This window comes from Pseudomonas sp. JS3066 (genome assembly GCF_036328175.1).
Lineage (GTDB): Bacteria > Pseudomonadota > Gammaproteobacteria > Pseudomonadales > Pseudomonadaceae > Metapseudomonas.
In genome coordinates this window covers 5623137-5640797 of record NZ_CP143312.1, presented here as the reverse complement: position 1 = coordinate 5640797, position 17661 = coordinate 5623137, and the positions used below count along the sequence as shown (strand labels likewise).

Annotated in this window: 10 protein-coding genes; 5 read left to right on the top strand and 5 right to left on the bottom strand. The window is 66.2% G+C overall.

The genetic code is table 11. From position 1 onward, the window contains the following. Nucleotides 1-62 precede the first annotated feature (62 nt). On the bottom strand, nucleotides 63-464 hold the full coding sequence (locus SA496_RS26480) for a GFA family protein (protein WP_330114720.1): 402 nt from the start codon (nucleotides 462-464) through the stop codon (nucleotides 63-65). A gap of 102 nt (nucleotides 465-566) precedes the next feature. Between SA496_RS26480 and SA496_RS26475 the strand changes: the two genes are divergently transcribed. The 3 genes from SA496_RS26475 (at nucleotide 567) to SA496_RS26465 (ending at nucleotide 3906) form a co-directional block, all read left to right on the top strand. After that, nucleotides 567-1475 carry an AEC family transporter gene (locus SA496_RS26475; protein WP_330114719.1) on the top strand — a complete coding sequence of 303 codons (909 nt, stop codon included), beginning with the start codon at nucleotides 567-569 and terminating at the stop codon, nucleotides 1473-1475. Nucleotides 1476-1737: 262 nt separating this feature from the next. Continuing rightward, entirely contained in the window at nucleotides 1738-3045 is a 1308-nt protein-coding gene (locus SA496_RS26470) for a CitMHS family transporter (protein ID WP_120653738.1), read from the top strand. A 102-nt stretch (nucleotides 3046-3147) separates the two neighbouring features. Beyond that, nucleotides 3148-3906, top strand: a complete 759-nt coding sequence (locus tag SA496_RS26465; protein WP_120653739.1) for a TerC family protein — start codon at nucleotides 3148-3150, stop codon at nucleotides 3904-3906. A gap of 154 nt (nucleotides 3907-4060) precedes the next feature. Here SA496_RS26465 and SA496_RS26460 read toward each other — a convergent pair whose 3' ends face one another. Next, nucleotides 4061-5902, bottom strand: coding sequence for a C1 family peptidase (locus SA496_RS26460; RefSeq protein ID WP_162945857.1), 1842 nt, complete (start codon nucleotides 5900-5902; stop codon nucleotides 4061-4063). 272 nt (nucleotides 5903-6174) lie between these two features. On the opposite strand from SA496_RS26460, the gene SA496_RS26455 reads away from it, so the two are divergent. Then, nucleotides 6175-6546 (top strand): phage infection protein, encoded by a 372-nt coding sequence (locus SA496_RS26455; protein ID WP_120653741.1) that lies wholly within the window; start codon nucleotides 6175-6177, stop codon nucleotides 6544-6546. Between the two features lie 220 nt (nucleotides 6547-6766). On the opposite strand, the gene recD is transcribed toward SA496_RS26455, so the two are convergent. From recD to recC, 3 genes are all read right to left on the bottom strand, one after another. Then, the gene (recD, locus tag SA496_RS26450; RefSeq protein ID WP_330114718.1) at nucleotides 6767-8611 is read right to left on the bottom strand and encodes an exodeoxyribonuclease V subunit alpha; all 1845 of its coding nucleotides are present in this window, start codon (nucleotides 8609-8611) and stop codon (nucleotides 6767-6769) included. Then, nucleotides 8611-12138: an exodeoxyribonuclease V subunit beta gene (gene recB / locus SA496_RS26445; protein WP_330114717.1), complete on the bottom strand. Its 3528-nt coding sequence runs from the start codon at nucleotides 12136-12138 to the stop codon at nucleotides 8611-8613. The genes recD and recB overlap by 1 nt, the downstream gene beginning before the upstream one ends. A 237-nt stretch (nucleotides 12139-12375) precedes the next feature. Next, entirely contained in the window at nucleotides 12376-15621 is a 3246-nt protein-coding gene (gene recC / locus SA496_RS26440; RefSeq protein ID WP_330114716.1) for an exodeoxyribonuclease V subunit gamma, read from the bottom strand. A gap of 318 nt (nucleotides 15622-15939) precedes the next feature. On the opposite strand from recC, the gene SA496_RS26435 reads away from it, so the two are divergent. Further along, a complete protein-coding gene (locus tag SA496_RS26435) occupies nucleotides 15940-17637 on the top strand; it encodes a Na/Pi cotransporter family protein (protein WP_120653744.1) in 1698 nt (565 codons plus the stop codon). Nucleotides 17638-17661 lie beyond the last annotated feature (24 nt).

Below are 17661 nucleotides of genomic sequence, written 5' to 3'. Positions count from 1 at the left end.
CGCGGAGCCCTACCCAACCTACGAATTGATTGAAATCCCTTTACGTAGGGTACGGCCTCGATTCACAACTGTTCCTCATCCTCCTCCGGCAACTGCGGGTCCAGATGCAGCCAGGGCAAGCGGCTGCTCACCCAGATGTGCCGATCCGCCGGAACGGCCTCCGGATGGTCCAGGGTGGCGATGGTGAGGTCCAGGGTGCTGGGACTGAGGCTGGTAAGCAGCGCCAACTGGCTGCTGCAATGCGGACAGAAGTATCGGATGCAGGTCGCAGATGAGGTGTACTCGGCTGGTGTACCGGTCGTCCAGCGGAAGCTCGCCAGTGGTACGGTCGCCCAAGTTGTGACTATGCCGCCGGTAGTGCGCCGGCAGATCGAGCAATGGCAATGGGCGACATCGTTCAAGGGCGCTTCAACGGTGTAACGCAGCTGCCCGCAATGACAGCCGCCGGTATGGTGTTCGGCCATGGGGTTCTCCGGCTTGAGCTCTGCCTTTCACCCTAGCAGGCGGTTGCATGCCACCGAGCCGGAACTGAAGATAGAGCGTCCCCAGCTGACCCGGATGTCGCCGTGCTGACCCTTCTCGAAGCCCTCTGGCCGCTCTTTGCCCTGATCGTCGGCGGCTACCTGCTACGCCGCTGGGACTTTCCCGGCGAAGTCTTCTGGCCCGCAGCCGAGCGCCTGAACTACTTCATCCTGTTCCCCGCCCTGCTCTTCAGCAGCCTGGCCACAGCGCCGCTCGACAACCCGACACTGCCACGCCTTGCCCTGGCGGTTTTCCTCGGCCTCGGGGCCGGTTGGGCCGCCCTGCTTCTGGCGCGGCGCCTGCTGGGCTGGCCGACGACGCGCTTCGGCGCGATCACCCAGGGCATCCTGCGCTTCAACACCTACCTCGGCCTCGCGGCCATCGGCAGCCTCTACGGCAAGGACGGCCTGGCGATGGCCGCGCTAATGCTGGCGCTGATGGTTCCCACGGTGAACCTGATGTCGGTCTGGGCCCTGACCGCAGAGCGCGGCGTGAGCCTGCGCGGCCTGTTGCTGCCCATGGGGAAGAACCCGCTGATCCTCGCCTGCCTGGCCGGTGCCCTGGTCAATCTCGCCGGGTTCGGCCTGCCCGGCGGCACCGACCGCCTGCTAAACCTGTTGGCGGTAGCCAGCCTGCCGCTGGGCCTGCTCTGCGTCGGCGCCGCGCTGCGTCCGCAGGAGCTGGCCGGTGAAGTTCCGGCCCTGGCCTGGAACTGCGCCTTGCGCCTGCTGGCCATGCCCGTACTCGCCTTCGCAGTGGCCCGCCTGCTCGACCTGCCCGCCATGGAAAGCAGCATCCTGGTACTGTTCTTCGCCCTGCCCACCGCACCCACGGCCTATGTGCTGACCCGCCAGCTCGGCGGCGACAGCCATCTGATGGCCGGCATCATTACCCTGCAGACCCTGCTCGCCGCGGGCAGCCTGTTGCTGGTGATGCGCACGCTAGCCAGCTGACGCCCCGGCAGTCTGGCCGCCGTTCGTCGACAAATCGCTACGTAATCGGCTCCGATCACCGCCGAAAGCTGGCTGAAAGGTTGCGCGCTTAGCATCCGCCCCATTGCCGGCACGAGACCGGCAACCCGACAACAACAAGATTGGTGATCGCCATGTTCCGTTCCTGCTGCCGTCCCGGCACCCCTCCGCCCGTTCTCCGCACGTCTTCGGCCACGCGCTGACCCGCCCCCCATCCCGCCCGAATCACGCCCGGAGAACTGCCATGCTGACTCTGCTCGGCTTCGCCATGGTCATCTGCTTCATGTACCTGATCATGACCAAGCGCCTGTCCGCCCTGATCGCCCTGATCATCGTCCCCATCACCTTCGCCCTGATCGGCGGCTTCGCCGCGGGCATCGGCCCGATGATGCTGGAAGGCATCAGCAAGCTCGCCCCCACCGGCGTGATGCTGATGTTCGCCATCCTCTACTTCGCGCTGATGATCGACTCCGGCCTGTTCGACCCGGCCGTGCGCAAGATCCTCAAGCTGGTGAAGGGTGACCCGCTGAAAGTGTCGATGGGCACGGCCGCCCTGGCCCTGATCGTCTCCCTCGACGGCGACGGCGCCACCACGTACATGATCTGCGTCGCCGCCCTGCTGCCGCTGTACAGCCGCCTGGGCATGAGCCCGCTGATCATGGCCGGGCTGATCATCCTCGCCGGCGGGATCATGAACATGACCCCCTGGGGCGGCCCCACCGCTCGCGCCGCCAGCGCCCTGCACGTGGATCCGTCGGATATCTTCGTGCCAATGATCCCAGCCATGATCGCTGGCGCCGTCGCCCTGTTCGGCCTGGCCTGGGCCTATGGCAAACGCGAGCGCGCCCGCCTCGGCGTGCTGCACCTGCCGGATGACCAGCTCAACCATGACGAAATCAGCGTTTCGCAGTTCCCGGAAGCCCGCCGGCCCAAGCTGCTGTGGGTGAACGGCGCGCTGACCGCCGCTCTGATGGTGACCCTGATTACCGGTCTGCTGCCGTTGCCGGTGCTGTTCATGATCGCTTTCAGCATCGCCATGATCATCAACTACCCTTGCCTGCAGCAGCAGAAGGAAAGGGTCGCGGCCCATGCCGGCAACGTGTTGGCGGTAGTCGGCCTGATCTTCGCTGCGGGCATCTTCACCGGCATCCTGTCCGGCACCGGCATGGTGGAAGCCATGTCCAAGAGCCTGCTGGCGGTCATCCCGCCGTCCATGGGCCCTTACATGGCGGTGATCACCGCGATCGTGAGCATGCCGTTCACCTTCTTCATGTCCAACGACGCTTTTTATTACGGCGTGTTACCGGTTCTGGCCGAGGCTGCGAGCCATTACGGCATCAGCCCGGTGGAGATGGCGCGAGCGTCTATCGTAGGCCAGCCGGTGCATCTGCTCAGTCCACTGGTACCGTCCACCTACCTGCTGGTGGGGCTGGCCAAAGTGGAGTTCGGTGACCACCAGCGCTTCACGTTGAAGTGGGCGGTGATGATTTGTCTGTGTATCCTCCTCGCCGCCTTGTTGCTGGGTGTGTTCCCGCTCTTCGGATCGCACTGACAGCCGCTGAATGACACCCCGATCAAGCCGGAATCTGCGTAAGCTCTTTCCGGCTTGTTCGTACTCTCCCCAAACCAAGAAACTCACGAGGATCAACGCATCATGGAATGGCTGACCAGCCCGGAAATCTGGGTCGCCTTCTTCACCCTGACCGCCCTGGAGATCGTCCTGGGCATCGACAACATCATCATGATCGCCATCCTCGTTGGCCGTATGCCGCCGCACATGCAGGCACGCACCCGCCTCTTCGGCCTGGCCCTGGCGATGATCACCCGCATCCTGCTGCTGCTCTCCATCACCTGGATCATGCGGCTCACCACTGACCTGTTCCACCTGTTCGGCCAGGGCATCTCCGGCCGTGACCTGATCCTGTTCTTCGGCGGCCTGTTCCTGCTATGGAAAAGCACCACCGAGATGTACCACAGCCTGGAAGGCGAAGATGAGACCGACGCGGCGCCCTCCGGCGCGGCGCGCAACTTCATCGGCACCATCATCCAGATCGCCATCATCGACATCGTGTTCTCCCTGGACTCGGTGATCACCGCCGTCGGCATGGTGTCCCACGTGCCGGTCATGGTCGCCGCGATCATCGTCGCCGTCCTGGTGATGATGCTGGCCGCCGGTACCATCAGCGACTTCATCGACAAGCACCCGAGCCTGAAGATGCTGGCCCTGGCCTTCCTGGTGGTGGTCGGTACCGTGCTGATCGCCGAATCCTTCGAAGTCCACGTGCCGAAGGGTTACGTCTACTTCGCCATGGCCTTCTCCCTGGCCGTGGAGGCGCTCAACATCCGCATGCGCATCGCGCGTGGTCGCAAGGAAGATCCGGTGAAACTGCGCAAGGACATTCCTGGGCAGTAAGCCGAAGCAATGAAGAACGGGGCCGATTGGCCCCGTTTTTCATTGCTCACGGTTTACTTGTAGGGGCGAATTCATTCGCCAAGGGCTGCGCAGCTGCCCCCCCCCCGCGGTCCAAGGGCAGGCCTTCGGCCTGCCTGGCGAATGAATTCAATATTCAATACCCCTTCAATTCCTCCGCCTTGAAGCCACGGAAGCTGCCACCGCCCAGCAGCAGTCTCAGCAGGCTGTCCATGGTCTGCAGGTCGTTGTCGAAACCGCCATGGCTGGTGCTCCGGCTGGCCGGGCTGCCGGTGTCGGCCACCACCAGGGAACTGCCGGGCGGCTGCTGGGGCGGCTGGAACTTCTGCATACCGAGCAGCGGTACCCGCCGCTGCTTGTCTTCCAGAGCATTGGAAACCAGGTAGAGCAGCGACTTGCGGTAAGCCCCGGCAACGTTGTCCTCCTGCTCAGCCTGATCTGACAGGATGAACAGAGTCTGCTGGCGAATGCCCTTGCCCAGCGCCTTGAGGAAGGTCGACTGGTATAGCTCCAGGGTGCAGGCCGGGGCAAACAGCACGAGATTGTCGATGACAGGACCATTCAGCGCCTGCCAGACCTGCAACAGACGGGCATGCCAGATGGAGCCGGCGCTGTGCCCAACCAGATGCACCTTGGGCGCCTGCGCCCCCTGGGCCGCCAACCAGCCGACCAGGCGTTGCAGCGCCAGCGTGCCCGCCGCACCCTTGCGGAAGGCCCGCTCGACGTCCAGCTTCATTTCCTGCCAGAGTGCGAACCCGGCCGGCTGCACCAGGCTCTCCATCTGGTTATCCCACCACGAGCTCACCGATCCCACGCGTTCCCCCACCAGCGGCAGCTTGCGGAGCAGGATGTCGCCCAACTCGGCCAGCAGCCCGGTTTCCCAGATGAAATGCAGTTCGTGGATCTCGTTATCGCGACACGCCGGTCGCCACTTGAAGGCGCGCATGGCCGAGCCGTTCACGCTGTTCAGGCCGCCATGGGCATAGAGCAGCAAGTGCTGCGGCCGGCTGTGCTGCAGCTCTTCGATGATGGCGTCCAACTGGGTCAGGTCCGAGGCGTACTGGCCCAGGCCGTCGAAGTGGCCATCGTCGATGTGCAGGTAATGCAGGTAGATGGCCTCCTGGGGCGGGCCCTGCAAGGCCAGGCGCGCGGTGCCGCCATCGGACACGTATCGGGTCGCGGTATCGGTGACGCCATGGTTCACCGCAACGCCCAGCTGGGCGACCCAGACATCCCAGACATTGGCCTCGAAATCGGCATAGCTCCACAGCGCCACACCGGCGTACACGGCCTTGCCCTGACGGTAGCCGCCCCAATCAGGCCCCCAGGAGTTCTGCACCAGGAAGCCGTCACGGGTATAGCCGACGATGGCGAAGGCGTGCCCACCGCCAACGTCCAGCGCATCCGGCTTCCAGTCGATCACCCCGCGCCGTGGCGAGCGCCAGCCCTCGTGGGTACGCGCCGAGGCGAACAGCACGCCGACGTCACGCAAGGCCGCCTGGACGTCGTTGATCCGCGAGAAGACCCGGAAATACGCGCCCAGCGGCATATCCAACGCCTCCTGCTGAATCGCCGGGGTCAGGCCGCCGCCACCAGCCCAGCTGTCTTCCTGGCAGACACCGTGCTTGTGCCAGCCCTTCATCGCGCCCCGGGCGCTGCTGAAGTCGTAGTTCTCACCTGGCCACTGGTCGTAGCGCCTGGCCATGGCGAAGAGCATCGCCGGGCTGGCCCGGCCGGGCAGCGCGCACCGGCTACGCAGGTAATTGACCGCCGCAGCCAGGCCGAAGCCCGTGCAGGCACCTTCCTCGCCCTGGTCGAGGATGTGCAGCAGTTGCCAGTCCGGGAATAGCTCGTCGGGGAGTGGCGCCAGGGATGCGGAATAGGTGAGGTCGCGAAAATCCATGGAGTCGCGGCGGACATCCAGCTGCCTGGGCGCAGCCCTCCTGCGGGACTTTGTCGTGGCGGTACGCTTGGCCATGCTGACCTCCCTGTGCGGGTCCGGGCGACAAAGGAAGGATTGACCGCTTTCAACGCCTGGGAGGGATTGCTGACGAATGGCGACATGGGTCGGTCGCTCGCCACGCGGCCATTGGCGGCTTCAACTGCCTATATGCAACTGATTCAGAACGACTTTTCATACCATCAACAGCGTTGATGTTCTCTATCTAGAGTGATCACTTTTTAATCGCACCCCCGTCCGTAAGATTGGCTCCGTACCCAGTTTCCAGCCCCCTTGAGGAGCCCCCGATCATGAAAACCCAAGCCTTCGCCGCCCTGTTCATCGCCAGCCTGAGCACCAGTGTCTTCGCCCTGCCGTCCGACTCCCAACCGGTACTGGGCGAGTCGAAGGACGGCGCCTACATCCAGGTCATCGAGCCGGTTGCGGCCGAAGGCAGCTTCATGGTGCTGGACCGCGTAGCCGAAGGCGGTTCCGATCGCACGGGCGCCAACCGCATTGCTGAAGGTGGCTCTGACCGCACCGGTGCCAACCGTATTGCTGAAAGTGGTTCCGACCGCACCAATGGCTTCCGCGTAGCTGAAGGCGGTTCCGACCGTACCAACGCTATCCGTGTAGCCGAAGGTGGCTCCGATCGCCTGCCGCAAGCCCAGCACATCAGCTGATCGCAACTCGCTGTAAACCCTCAAAGCCCGGCGGATGCCGGGCTTGTTGTTTATGGGGCGAATTCTTTCGCAACTGGCCGCCCAGCGGCCCGTAGCCCGTACGCTGGTCCGGGCCAGGCTGGTCGAGCGGAGCTCGGCCTAACGAAGAAACACCCCACCCCGCACCGTTTGGCTTCGTTCCTCTGCCCAACCTACAAGGGCGGTTCCAGCCGCGTCTTGATCAGAACAGGCTCAACTGATCCTGTCCCTTGTCCGCTATGGGTGCCGCCGCTGGCGGGCTGTCGGCCTGCGGCATGAAGCCCAGGCGCTCTGCCAATCCTGCTGCTCGCTCGGCGCGAGTCGAGACCGCCTCAGCCAGGCGTGCCGGCAGGCCCCAGATCTCTACCTTCTTCTTCGCCCGGGTGATGCCGGTGTAGAACAGCGCGCGGCTGAGCAACGGGCTGGGCTGTTCCGGCAACGCCAACAACACCTCGGTGAACTCCGACCCCTGGCTCTTGTGAACCGTCATGGCGAAGGCACTGTCGTGGCTGGGCAGGCGGGCCGGGGCGAAGGGGCGATAGCCCTCGTCGCCTTCAAAGAACACCCGCAGGCCATGGGGCGTGGCCAGGCACAGGCCGATATCGCCATTGAACAGACCAAGGGCGTAATCGTTCTGCCGCACCATCACCGCCCGACCGGGGTACCAGCGCTCGCGGGAAGGCACGCCCAGCCGTCGCTTGATGCGCGCCTCGAAGGTTTCGTTGATGCCACTGACACCCCAGGGGCCTTCACGCTGGGCGGTCAGGGCGCGGAAACCGTTGAAGGCGGCGAACGCCGACTCGGGGTCGGCAGTGCGTACAGCAGCGAAGTAGGGGGCATAACCCGCCTCCAGCCGCTCCAGCAAGGCAGTCGGGGTAGGGCCAGCGTTCCAGACCAGGTCCGGATGGCCGCCACGTAGCAATTCCTGAGTGCCGCGAGCATCACCGCCGTTGATGCGCCGCGCCAGTTCGCCAATGCCGCTGTCGCCCGCGAAACGATGGCTATGGGTCAGCAGCACCACGGCATCGCCCAGGCGCGAACGGGGTTGCTCCACCGGCACTGGCTGGCCGGTGATACGCGTGAGGTCTGCCGCCGCCACGGAGTCCAGGCCACGGCCTTCGCAAAGCTCAGCGAACACCGCGCCAGCCTCCACCGCCGCCAGTTGGTCCTTGTCACCCAGCAGGATCAGCCGGGCATTGGGAGGCAGGGCGTCAAGCAGCTTGGCCATCAGCGCCAGGTCGACCATGGAGGCTTCGTCCACCACCAGCACATCCAGCGGCAGCGGGTTATCAGCGTGATGGCGAACCTTTGGCGTGTCGCCACGGCTGCCGAGGAGCCGGTGCAGGGTGCGTGCCTCTTCGGGCAGGACTGCCTTGATAGTGTCGCTCACCGGCAGTTCGGCCTTGGCGTTGCGGATGGCCTCGGCCATGCGCGCGGCGGCCTTGCCGGTGGGCGCAGCCAGGCCGATAGCCAGCCGCTCACCGCCCGGCTGTTCCAGCAAGGCCGCGAGCAGGCGCACCACGGTGGTGGTCTTGCCGGTGCCGGGGCCACCGGAGATCACCGCGAGGTTGCGGCGCACGGCCTGAGCCGCTGCCAGGCGCTGCCAATCCGGCTGCTGGGTATTGCGGGCGAACAGCCGCTGCAAGGATTCGCCCAATTGCACTTCGTCCACCACAGGTCGGGCCAGCGCGCGTTGCAGCAGGTTGTCCGCCAGATGCGCCTCATAGGCGTGGTAGCGGCTCAGGTAGAGCCGGGCGCCATCCAGGGTCAGCGGCGCATAGCCGCCGGGCGGCGCCACCAGGGGCGATGCCTGCAGTGCGGTCAGCCAGACGGGCAGGGTGGGGGCCTGTACACCGGAGCCTCCCTCGACAAACAGCGATTGTCCGGCCCAGCGCGCCAGGGGCAGGCAGACATCACCAGCTCCCAGCGCCTGGCAGCACAGGGCAGCGGCGGCCAGCACAGAGTCCGCCGCCTGCGGATCGAGGCGTTGCAGGCTCTCGGTGAAATGGCGCTCCAGCGGTCCCAGGGACCAGTCGGCCAGGCCCATCAGTGGCCCTCCTCGAACAACAGGTCCAGCGCATCCAGCAAGCTGTCGGCAGGACGATGGAAGAACACACCCGCGTCCGGCATGCCGCGCAGGAACAGGTACCAGGCACCGCCCAGTTGCTCGCTGGAGAAACCGTCCAGGCGCTGGCGCAGGAAGCGCCGCAGCGCTACGAGATAGATCAGGTACTGCAGGTGATAGTGCTCGGCGGCGATGGCTTGCGTTAGGCGATCGCCGCCGTAGTAGCTGGCATCCGGGCCAAGCCAGTTGGACTTGTAGTCGGCGATGTACCAGCGCCCGTCATGCTCGAAAGTCAGGTCGATGAAGCCCTTCATGAAGCCCTTGAGGGTGTCGAACTCCAGACGCTCGGCGGCCGCGCGCATGGCATCCGGCAGTGCGTGGACAGGATCGGTGAGGATCGCCCGCAGACGGCCGACATCCAGCCCGGCCACCGGGAAAGTGAAACCCAGCTCCGGCAACCGTCGGTGAGCGGCGAGGGCGGACAGACTCAACCCCTGGCCATCCAGGTCGGTATCCAGCACCAGTTGCAGGTGGGCGCTGGCGATGTCCGTCCAGCTGTCCGGCAGGCCGTGGCCCTGCAAATGCTTCTGCACCAGCGCCGACAACTTGCCCTCGCCGCGCATCCAGTCTTCCAGCACCGCGTGCAGGCAGGTACCGGCGCGGGCGCCGCGGGGGAAAGCGAAGAAGCCGCTGCCCGGCTCGGTGGCCGGCGGTATCACCAGACCGTCACGGTCAGGCGCTTCCATATGCAGGCCGGCGGCCAGGCCCGAGAAACTACCCACCCGCCAGGCGCTGGCCAGGGTCCGCTCCATCGTGGCGAGACCGGCCGGGGGCAGCGCGCGGGATTCGCCTTGCGCACTGGCTTCCTCGGCCTGCAGTTCGACAACCGCAATCTGACCTTCGCTGGCGTTGGCCAGGGTTTCCAGCTCGGCGCGCAGGGCGACGCCATCGCGGCTGGCCAGGTGCCGGGCGAGGGCGGCCAGTACATCGGCCTCGTCCAGTTCGCGGCCATGCAGCAGCCAGGCGAGGGCGCAACTGTGCAGGCCATCCTCCGGAAGCTCGCCATCCTTCTTCGCCTTGGGCAGGGCCACGGGGCCCCAGTGCAGCCAGAGACGGTCGCGGGCACGGGTCAAGGCCACATAGGCCAGGCGCAAGCGTTCGGCAAAGCGTTCGCGGCGGGCAGTTGCGCGATGGTTGTCGTAATCCTCTCCGCCGAGATCGAGCAACGGCGTTCCGTCCTCGGCGTGGCAGGTGATGTCCTCTTCGCGGCGCAACAACGCGCCGTCCCAGAGGTAGGGACAGAACACCAGCGGGTACTCCAGGCCCTTGCTGGTGTGCACGGTGACGATCTGCACCCGCTCGGCATCGCTTTCCAGGCGCAGCAACGCATCGTCGCCATGGCTCTCGGCGGCACGCTGGGCGTTGAACCAGGCCAGCAGCGGTTCCAGGCCAGGCCGCTGGAGGCTTTCGGTTTGCAGCAGTTCGGCCAGGTGGAGGAGGTTGGTCAGCCGTCGCTCGCCATCGGGCAGGGCAATCAGACGCTCGGCCACGCCTTGCTCATCGAGCCAGGCGCGGAAGGCCCGCATGAAGCCCTGCTGTTGCCAGAGCTGGTGATAACGCTCGGCATTCTCGCGCTCTTCGTCCCAGGCGTGTTCGTCATCCTGGCAGCGCGCCAGTTGCTGCGCGTCCCGGCCCAGCAGGCGGGTGGACAGGGCATAGCGCAGCACGCCTTCACGACCGGGCTCGGCGTAGGCCGCCAATACTGCCGCCAGTTCCGCAGCCTCTTCGCTGTGCCAGACGCTGTCTCGCCCCCGACGCACGCTGGGTACACCACGGTCGGCCAGCTCGGCAGCCACATCACCGGCCTGACGGTGGCTGGCCACCAGCACAGCGATGTCCCCGCCCTTGAGTGGCGAACGTACGCCATCTTCTTCGAAATATGCCTCTCCACGCGCACTGGCGGCCAGCAGACCGGCAATGCGGCGCGCGGTATCCGTGGCCACCGCACCGCCCGCTTCGCCCTTGCCAAGCGGTTCATCCCCCAGCCACACCAGTTCCAGCGGCGCAACGGCTTCAGGCAGCACCAGCCGCGCGCGAGCCTTGCTGCTGGCTCCCACGGGCGGGTAGTCGAGGCCGGGTTCGGCGAATGGCAGGGGGCGGTCGAAGACCTGATTGAGGGCTGCGATCAGCTGCGGTGTGGAACGGTGGTTGGTGTCCAGGCTGTACTGTCGCGCGGCCTCATCGCGGGCCTTGAGGTAGGTGGCGAGGTCGGCGCCACGGAAGGCGTAGATGGCCTGCTTGGGATCGCCGACGAAACACAGGTCGCCCCGTTCTTCGTATACCCGGTGGAAGATCGCGTATTGCACCGGGTCGGTGTCCTGGAACTCGTCGATCAGCGCCACCGGATAGCGCTCGCGCAAGGCCTCGCCCAGCGCATCGCCTGCCGGTCCGCACAAGGCGTCGTCAAGGCGATTGAGCAGATCGTCGAAGGCCAGCAGACGCTGGGCAGCCTTGCGTGCCGGCAGCTCTCGGTTGAGGGTGTCCAGCAGGCGTACCTGCAGGTCGATCAGACGGGCCTCACCCGCGGGAGCGGCTTCTGCCAGGGCGTCGAAGAGCCTTTGCAGCGCGGCACAGAGGGCATGGTCCGGCGCATCGAAGCCCTTCTTGGTGGCCTTGGCCAGCGCCTCGGTGCCGAGCTTCTCCAGGCCCGTTGGCGGCGCGAAGAGGGCGGCCGGGTCGGCGAAGTAGGCATCCAGTTCGGTCTGCCATATCGCAAATTTGGCGGCGTCGTAGCTGCGCTTGTTGAGGCCATCGAGCTGGGCGAGCTGGGCCACGCACTCGGCACCCTGGCGTTGCCAGAAAGCCTGGGCGTGGGTCCAGGCTTCGCTGGCAGCGGACAGATCGCCAGCCTTCAGCTCACGCGGTTCGACACGCAGGTAAGGCTTGCCCAGGTGCGAACGCAGGCGCTGGCGCAGCGAGACCGGGGTGATGCGCTTCTGCGCCAGGAAGCGCGCCCAGGCCGGTTCGGCTTCCGCCAGCTCGCGCCGCCAGAGATCGGCGAGCAGCGCATCCAGCACTTCACGGTCGTCGGTTGCCAGTTCGCTGTCGAAGTCGCCTCCGGCTTCGAACGCGGCATCCTGAAGCGCGCGTTGGCAGAAGCCGTGGATGGTGAAGATGGCCGCCTCGTCGAAGCCGTGCACGGCCAGCAGCAAGCGACGGTGAGCGTCTTCACCGGGGTACTGGGCATACAGCCCGGCCAGCACCGGATCGGGCGCCGGCGCGCCCTCGTACATGGCGAGCAATGCCGCCAACCGCGCGCGAATGCGCTCGCGCAGCTCGGCGGTAGCGGCCGTGGTGTAGGTCACCACCAGGATCTGCCCGACGCCGAGCTGGCGCTCCAGCAACAAGCGCGCATACAGGGCGGTCAGGGTCCAGGTCTTGCCGGTACCGGCGCTGGCCTCGATCAGGCTGCGGCCGGTGAAGGGGTCCTTGAGCAGGTCGAGGCTCATGGCTGCTCCTTGTCGGTCAGGCAGGTGACCGGTTTCGCGAATGAACTCGCTCCGACAGGGAGTTCGGGACGGCACCGGACAAACCCCCTCTCCCTCTGGGAGAGGGTTGGGGTGAGGGAAATCAACGCCGCTGCCTGGTTACGACAGGCAGACCTGCGGTCTGCTTGGCGAATGAATTCGCCCCTACAGATGAATTCGCCCCCAGAAGTGAATTGGCACCTGCTGGAGTACACGGCGTCATTCCTCATCGTCATCTCCCGCCAGGGCATCCAGTGCCGGGCCGAACAGGGTTTCGGCCAGTTGTTCGAAGCGCTCGTCCAGGGGTTCACGATCGCGGAAGGCGAGGGCGTACCAGGGGTCATGGGATTCGCCGAGCGGGCCGAAGTCGATGCCTTCCCAGGCCACACGCGCCTTGGAACGGGCAGCGTCGATCGGCTCCTTGCGACCGGGTTTGCGCAGGCCGTGGGCGAAGCCATAGCTGGCCTTGGTCAACAGCGGCAGGGGCGCGCATAGAGCTTCGCGATAGGCGTGCAACCAGGGCTCCAGCAGTTCGCGGGCGTTCGCCAGGGGACCGGCCTGCCAGTCGCCAGCCGGCGATAGCAGGCGGCTGTCGCGCGCAATGCCGGGCGTGGCGGCGAGGTTGAGCAACAGATGGCGCAGCCAGAACGGCGCGAGCTCCCATTCGCCGAGTCGGTTCAGGCGCCAGCCAAACAGGCCGTCGGGCGTCACCCCATCGAGCCAGCCGTGAATGCGTACACCGGCCAGTTCGATATCCACCAGCAACGGCTGCGGCACCGCCTCCGGTCGCGCCTCAAACAGGCGCGGGGCGAAGGCACGTACCGGGCCACGCAGCTGGCCCCAGAGGGCGTGGCCCAGCTCGCCGACCGGTAGCCAGCCAGCGGCACGGGCAATGCGTCGTTCGTCAGTCTCAGACCAGTCGCGTTCCACGGCGTCCAGGGCGAGCTGGCGCAGGCCGCGCCAGGCCGGGCCTTCAAGGCTGAAAGGCTCGTCGCTGGCCAGGGCTTCCTCGGTGTCCGCCAGACGCAGGCCAAGGCGCTGTTCGAGGAGAAAGCGCGCCGGATGGCGGAAGCACTGGATCAACTGCGAGGGCTCGAGGGTCAGCCAGTCGGCATCGGGCTCCGGTAGCGGCAAGGCGAAGGGCGCCGCGGCGGCCTGGGGCGTTTCCGCCAGACGTTGAGCCGCGCGGAACCAGGGCGCGGCAAAGCCGGCCTGCTGGCCACCGACGAAGTTGCCCGAGGCGAAGGGTTGCAGCGGATGCATCACCAGCACCCGCTCGCTTGCCTTGTGCGCACCGGCAATAGCGGTGAGGTCGATGGTTTCCAGCAGCTCGCTGACCAGCACGGAAGGCGGCAGGTGCGCGTTATCCCGTGGGTCGCGTCCGACAAAACTGAGATAAAGCCCGTCGCGTGCCGATTGCAGGGTTTCCAGCAACAGGTAACGGTCGTCCAGGCGCCGGGCGCGATCACCGCGCCGGGGTTTGCGGCTTATCAGGTCGAAACCGGCCGCCGGGGTACGACGCGGGAAGGCGCCGTCGTCCAGTCCAAGCAAACAGACCTGGCGGAACGGCAGGCTGCGCATGGGCACCATGGTGCAAAAGGTCACCGCGCCGGTCAGGAAGCCCGAAGCGCCGCTGCCCTGGTCCAGGGCTGCCACCAGATGCTGGCGTACCAGGGCCAGTTCCAGCGGGCGCTCGATGCCGGCGGCCTCGGCCTGTTCGCGCAAGGCACCGCAGGCCTGGGACAGCAGCAACAGGGTGTCGCCGGCCTCGCGCTCGTCGAACAGCAGGTCGATCAGGCCCTGCAGGGTTTCCGCCCACTCCGCCAGTGGACGCGGCCGGGCCATGTCGTCGGCCAGGACACCAAGGCGCTGGACGAAGCCGGCGAGACGGCCGAGCAACTGCGCACGAGCGCCCTCCAGGGCATCCAGCGGCCAGTTGTCGCCGAGCAGGGGCGGGGCGTCACCGGCCAGTTGCGGCGGCGCGGCGAAGCCCAGCAGCAGGCGGTCCAGCCCCTGTCTCCAGCTGAAGGCGCCTTCCTCGGGCAGGCCAAGGCGCGCGCGGTGGGCCCCATCACGCCCCCAGCGCACGCCGGCGTCACGCAGCCAGTCGCGCAGCAGCGGAAGGTCTTCGTTCTCGATACCGGCGCGAGCGGCCAGGGCCGGCTGTTCCAGCCAGGCCAGGAGTTCTTCGGCGGCGAAGCGGCTTTGGGGAAGCTCCAGCAGGGCGAGGAAGGCTTCCACCAACGGCAACTCGGCGCGCAGGCTGCGGTCGGCCAAGCTGAAGGGGATGCGCGGCACGCCTTCGCGGGGGGCGAAGACCGCTTCGATATAGGGGGCATAACGCTCGATGTCCGGCGTCAGCACTACCACCTGGTCGGGGGTGAGTGCGGGGTCGGCCTTAAAGCGCGCCAGCAGCTGGTCGTGCAGCACCTCCACTTCGCGCAGGGGCGAGTGGCAAAGGTGGACTTCCAGGGAGCGATCATCCTCGCGCAGGCTCATGCGCTCTTCGGGACGACGGGTGCGCAGGCGCAGGATGTCGTTCTGCACGGCGCGCAGCAGACTGCTGTCATGCAGGTCGTCGTCCTCGGCATAAACGCCGATGTCCTGGCCGCCCAGAGTGAACAACGCATCGAAAAAATCGCGGCCCTGCTTGCCGAGGCTGGCCAGCAGCGGATGGCCGACGTCCAGGTACCAGTCGTCGATGCCCGGCTCCGGCAACCGCGCCAACTCGCGGATATCGCGGATGTCGCCCCATGCCTCGCGGCACGGGTTGAGCGCGAAGAGGATCACCTCGCAATGCCGCGCCAGGCCTTCCAGTACGCGCATGTGATGCGGCGGCAGGCTGCTGATGCCGAACACCACCAGGCGTTCCGGCAGACCTGCAATGCCTTCGCCTGCGTGCAGTCGCGCCAGCAGGTCACCCAGCAGGCGCGCACGATGCGGATGGCCATCGGCAGTGAGTTCGCGCCAGAGCAGCGCCTGCCACTCCTCGTCCGCGCCCAGTCCCAGCAATTCGCCACGCTCCCAGGTGTCGAGCCAGTCGTCGCGGTAGAGCAGGTACTGGTCGAAGACGTCGGCGATGCGTGAGCCGAGGGTCAGGCGGCGGCGTTCGTCGCCGCCTTCCAGGTACTGCGCCAGACGAGGTGCACGGGCTAGGTTGTCGGGTTCGCAGAGCCAGTCGTATAGGCGCCAGCCCAGGGTCACGGGGTTGAAGGCCGATTGCGGCGGCAACTCGCCCAGCACAAGGCGTGTGACATCCCAGACGAAGCGCGCGGGCAGCTGGATATCCAGATGCATGGCAATGCCTTGCTTGCGCGCCAGTTGCAAGGTCAGCCAACGCCCCATGCCCTGGCTCGGCACTACGACCCGAGCAGGCGCCAGCGGGTCGCGCTGGGGTTGTGCGAGCAGGGTGCAGGCCAGCTCGCCGAGGCTTTCCAGGTCGTTGGCGTGGTAGAGGTTGAGCATGGGAGCGCCGATGTCTGAAGGTCGGCACAGGTTAGCAGCCGATCCGGCCGCAGGTCGCCCCCGTTACAGGGTTCGCAGCATGAGGAAGACCACGCGGAAACCACCTCAGCTTCATGCGCCAAGCCATTGATCGGTAATGAGCAGAATCGCCGAGAAGCGTCTTTAATTGTCATCAGGTGCCATACCAGTCAGGCGACTCGCTGAAATCAGCCAGGACCATGAAGGTCTAACGACAATCGTGTTACACAACGCCTGACCGCGCCGCTGTCTTCCTGCGCATGGATACGGCGGCCTTTCAAGATCGCCAGGAGGGCCACCATGCTGACGTTGCTCAATCTCCTCTCGGCCGTCGCCTTGCTCATCTGGGGCACGCATATCGTGCGAACGGGCATCCTCCGCGTGTACGGCGCCAACCTGCGCCGCCTGCTCAGTCGCAGCGTCCGCCGTCCGCCCCTGGCCTTCGCCGCTGGCATTGGCGTCACGGCCCTCGTGCAAAGCAGCAACGCCACTGCACTGCTGGTCAGCTCCTTTGTCTCCCAAGGGCTGATGCTACTGGCTCCGGCGCTGGCCATCATGCTCGGCGCCGACGTCGGCACGGCCCTGATGGCGCGGGTGCTGACCCTGGACCTGTCGTGGCTGTCGCCACTGCTGATCTTCTTCGGGGTGATCTTCTTCCTCTCCCGCAAGCAGACCCGCCTGGGGCAGCTCGGGCGGGTAGGCATCGGACTCGGGCTGATCATCCTCGCCCTGCAATTGATCATCGCTGCCGCCGAGCCCATCACCACCGCCAAGGGCGTGAAGGTGCTGTTCTCTTCGCTGACCGGTGATGTGCTGCTGGACGCCCTGACCGGCGCGCTGTTCGCGATGATTTCTTACTCCAGCCTGGCCGCCGTTCTGCTCACCGCCACGCTGGCCGCGTCCAAGGTAATCTCCCTCAAGGTGGCGCTCTGCCTGGTGATCGGCGCCAACCTCGGCAGCGGCATCCTCGCCCTGCTCAGCAGCAGCCTGCAGAACCCCGCCGGACGCCGCGTGGCCCTGGGCAGCCTGGCCTTCAAGCTGGCCGGCTGCATCCTCGTACTGCCGCTGGTGGGCCCCCTGGCCAGCTGGATCGACACCTGGCCCATTTCCAACGCCGAACTGGTGATCGCCTTCCACCTGCTCTACAACAGCGTGCGCTGCACTCTCTGCCTACCCCTGACGGTACCCATGGCGCGACTGTGCAACTGGTTGCTGCCGGACCGACCGCAGCCAGACGATGTCGCCAAGCCGCGCCATCTCGATCCAGCCGCCCTGGATACTCCGAGCCTGGCCCTGGCCAACGCCGTGCGCGAGACCCTGCGCATGGGCGATATCGTCGAGCAGATGCTGAACAACCTGTTGCATCTGCTGCGCGGCGGCGACCCGGTGCTGGGCAAGGACATCCACCGCCTGGATGACGACATCGATGCGCTCTACACCGCCATCAAGCTTTACCTGGCGCGCATGCCGCGCGATGACCTGGGTGAGCGCGACAGCCGGCGCTGGGCCGAAATCATCGAGCTGACCATCAATCTGGAGCAGGCCGGCGACATCATCGAGCGCATGCTCGATGACGTGCAGAGCAAGAACAGGGCCCAGGGCCGCGCCTTCTCCGAAGAAGGGCTGGGAGAGATCGTCAATCTTCACGACCAGTTGGTGGAAAACCTGCGCCTGTCGCTGTCGGTGTTTCTCAACGGCGATCAGGAAAACGCCAAGCGGCTGCGTCGGGCCAAGCAGCGCTTCCGCATCCTCGAACGCCGCTACGCCCACGCCCACGTCTCGCGGCTGCACCAGCAGGTGGTGCAGAGCATCGAGACCAGCGCCCTGCACCTTGGCCTGATCAGCGACATGAAGCGCATCAACTCGCTGTTCTGCGCCATCGCCTATGCGGTGCTGGACAACCCGGATGCCCCGGACTCCCTGGAAATCCCGGAGGAAAAACACCCGCAGGAAGAGCCGCAGCGCTATTTCGAACCGGAGATCGGCTCCCATCGTTGAGAATCGCTCTTCCCAGTGAGCAGG